Here is a 2,711-nt window from a genome sequence, read left to right as displayed (position 1 = left end):
ACTTCGGAGTTCGTCTCGCCACGGTCGCCGAGCAGCTTGATTACGATCGCCGTCGAGGACAGCGCCACCAGGAAGCCCGTGAAGACGGCCGGCCGCCAGTCGATGCCGAACGCGATGCAGAGCCCGGCCACCAGGCCCGTCGTGAGCCCGACTTGGAGTCCGCCCCCGACAAAGATCAGCCGCTTGATCCGGGCCAGCTTGTCGAGCGAGAACTCGATGCCGATCGTGAACAGAAGCAGCAGCACGCCGACCTCGGCCGCGGCGTCGATCAGCTCTTGATCGGTGACCAGTCCGAGCGCGCTCGGGCCGATGACGACGCCGGCCAGCAGGAAGCCGACGATGGGAACGAGCCCGAGCCGCTGGCTGATGTAGGCGACGACGGCTGCCGCGAGGACGATCGCGACGACCTCGACGAGAAACGGGGGGACGGCGCCGGCCGCCAGGACGAAGGGCATAGAGCAAGGGCTTTCCTCGATCTACTCCGCCCTGCGCTCCGTGCTCCCGGTCTCGAGGCCGTCGGAGGGGCACCAGCGGCGTGCCTCTCACGTGGAGGGCCGGTGCCACCTCAACGGCTCGACCTCGAGGACGGTCAGCCCGGACCGCTATCGCGGCCAAGCGGACTCGAGGTCGGCGTGGGGCGCGGACCGGCGGTTAGAGGCCCTGGACCGGGACGACGGTCGTCATCTGCTCGCGGCTCGAGAGCTCGAGCGTGACGTCGAGCAGGTCGCCCTCGGACAGGTCGCCCTCGAAGTCGTAGAGCATGACGTGCAAGCCACCGGGCTCGAGTATGACCGTGGAGTTGGCCGGGACCGGAATGCCGCCCTCGACGGGGACCATCTCGCTCAGGCCGTCGGCGTTCTCCTGCGTCCGGTGGATCTCGGTCCGGCCGACGCCCTCGACGCGGACGGCCAGGATGGTGTCGGCGAGCGACGTCCCGTTCAAGACGTCCATGAACATGGCCGAGACGCCGCCGGCCGGCGCCGCGCGCGCGAACGCGTCCTCGAGGCCGAACGCGTCGGGAAGCGCGATGGGAGTGTCGGGGATGTCCGCTCGGGCGGGCTCGGACGGGTCGGGGCCGTCGACGGGGGAGGGGTCTTCGCAGGCCGTCAGGACGACGAGCGAGGCGAGCAGGAGGAAAAAGCGCATGGTGCTTAGAGGAGGGCGCGGACGTCTTCGGCGACCATCTCGGGCGGGGCCGCGCTCCCGCCGTAGGTCTCGACCACGTTGCCTTGGGCGTCCAAGAGCAGCGCCTTATCGGTGTGGCTGAGCGCGTAGTACACGCGCCCATCGGCAAAGGTGTCCCGGCGCGACTCCTGAACGCGGACGCCGATCCGGTCCATCAAGGCCGTGACCGTCGTCGAATCGCCGGTCGCCAGGGTCCAACTCGGGTCGAGGTCCCACGACTCCGCGTACTTGCGGAGAGCCGTCGGCGTGTCTCGCGCGGGGTCGAACGTGAGCGCGACGAACTGGACGCGGCTCGCGTCCGGCCCCAGCGCTTGGCGCACCTTCTGGGTCTGGGCCATCGTCATCGGGCAGACGTCGGGGCAGTTCGTGTAGACCGCCGTCACGTAGGCGATGCCGCCCTCGAGGTCGGACGGGAACGAGAACGCGGCCGAGTCCTGGTCGACGAGCCCCGCCTCGAGGTCGGCCAGGTCGTCCTCGACGGCGAGGTGTTCAGGACGAGACTCGCAGGCGACGAGCGTCAGGGACAGGGTGAAGAGGAGGAGTCTCATGGCAATCGGGAGATCGGGAAGGCCGCCGAGCGGCGGTCCCATGACAGGACCAGTGCCGAGCCGTCGTCGGCGAACGACCACGTCAGGCTCTCGACGACGTCCTCGAGGCTGCGCGGTGCGACCTCGAGGGCGACGACGTCGAGCGCGGGGTCGTACTCGTCGGCCAGGTGCATGCCGAGCGTGGTGTTGACGTGCAACGTCCAGCGGTCGCCGGTCGGCGTCACGAACAGGCTGTACGCGCCGGGCTCGAGGCGGGTGCCGCCGACCTCGAGGGCGACCGTCGTGACCAGTTCGGTCGCTTGGTGGGCGCCGGCGGCCCAGACCTGTCCGTCGGCGACGAGTCCGCCCCAGACAACGCGGCCCCGGACGAAGGGTTTGCCGTGGACGACGGAGACGTAGCCGCCGTCGCCATACCGCAGCCCCGCGCGGCCGACGCCGCTGCCGGGCGGCGGGTCGGTCTCGTCCAAGCGAAGACCGGTGACCACGAACGTCTCGGCGACCTCGAGGCCGTCGACGTTCGCGGCGGTGCCGTGGTTGTGCTGGGCGTGGGCCGCACCGGCGAGCAGGGCGAACAGGAAGAGAACTCGCATTTTCAGGGAGGAAGGGAGGGACGGAGCGAGCGGCTAAACGGCCGAGCAGACGGGATTCGCTCACCACGGTTTGAGAACGTCACGCTCTAGCCTGCCGCGTCAGAACCCGCCGGTGACATAGCTAGAGGTCGAAGCCGAGCGAGACGTAGGCGCTCCGCCCGCGGGCGGCCAGGTCCTCGATGGCGAGGTGCTCTTGGTAGCGCGCGTCGAGCAGGTTCTCGACGCCGGCCTGGACGCGTAGGCCCGAGAGCGCGCCTGCCGGCCGCCATCCGCCGCGGACGGCGAACACGGCGAACCCGTCCGTCGGCCGCTCGCCGAAGGTGAACCGAGAGACCCTGTTCTGGGCCAGCGCCCAGCGTCCCTCGACCTCGCCGAAGAGCGCGCCGCC

Annotated in this window: 5 protein-coding genes; all 5 read right to left on the bottom strand. The window is 70.2% G+C overall.

Features of this window, described 5'->3' with window-relative positions:
• On the bottom strand, positions 1 to 455 hold a 455-nt coding region (locus WBA11_RS08580; protein ID WP_424520284.1), incomplete at its 3' end, for a cation:proton antiporter.
• A 196-nt stretch (positions 456 to 651) separates the two neighbouring features.
• On the bottom strand, positions 652 to 1,146 hold the full coding sequence (locus WBA11_RS08575; RefSeq protein WP_424520283.1) for a copper chaperone PCu(A)C: 495 nt from the start codon (positions 1,144 to 1,146) through the stop codon (positions 652 to 654).
• Between the two features lie 5 nt (positions 1,147 to 1,151).
• Positions 1,152 to 1,733: an SCO family protein gene (locus tag WBA11_RS08570; protein WP_424520282.1), complete on the bottom strand. Its 582-nt coding sequence runs from the start codon at positions 1,731 to 1,733 to the stop codon at positions 1,152 to 1,154.
• The gene (locus tag WBA11_RS08565) at positions 1,730 to 2,323 is read right to left on the bottom strand and encodes a DUF2911 domain-containing protein (protein WP_424520281.1); all 594 of its coding nucleotides are present in this window, start codon (positions 2,321 to 2,323) and stop codon (positions 1,730 to 1,732) included. Before WBA11_RS08565 ends, WBA11_RS08570 begins: the two co-directional genes overlap by 4 nt.
• A 121-nt stretch (positions 2,324 to 2,444) precedes the next feature.
• On the bottom strand, positions 2,445 to 2,711 hold a 267-nt coding region (locus tag WBA11_RS08560), incomplete at its 5' end, for a TonB-dependent receptor (RefSeq protein WP_424520280.1).

Origin of the sequence: Rubrivirga sp., from assembly GCF_049648075.1 — a bacterium.
Taxonomy (GTDB): domain Bacteria; phylum Bacteroidota; class Rhodothermia; order Rhodothermales; family Rubricoccaceae; genus Rubrivirga.
This window is presented reverse-complemented; position numbering and strand designations above follow the sequence as displayed.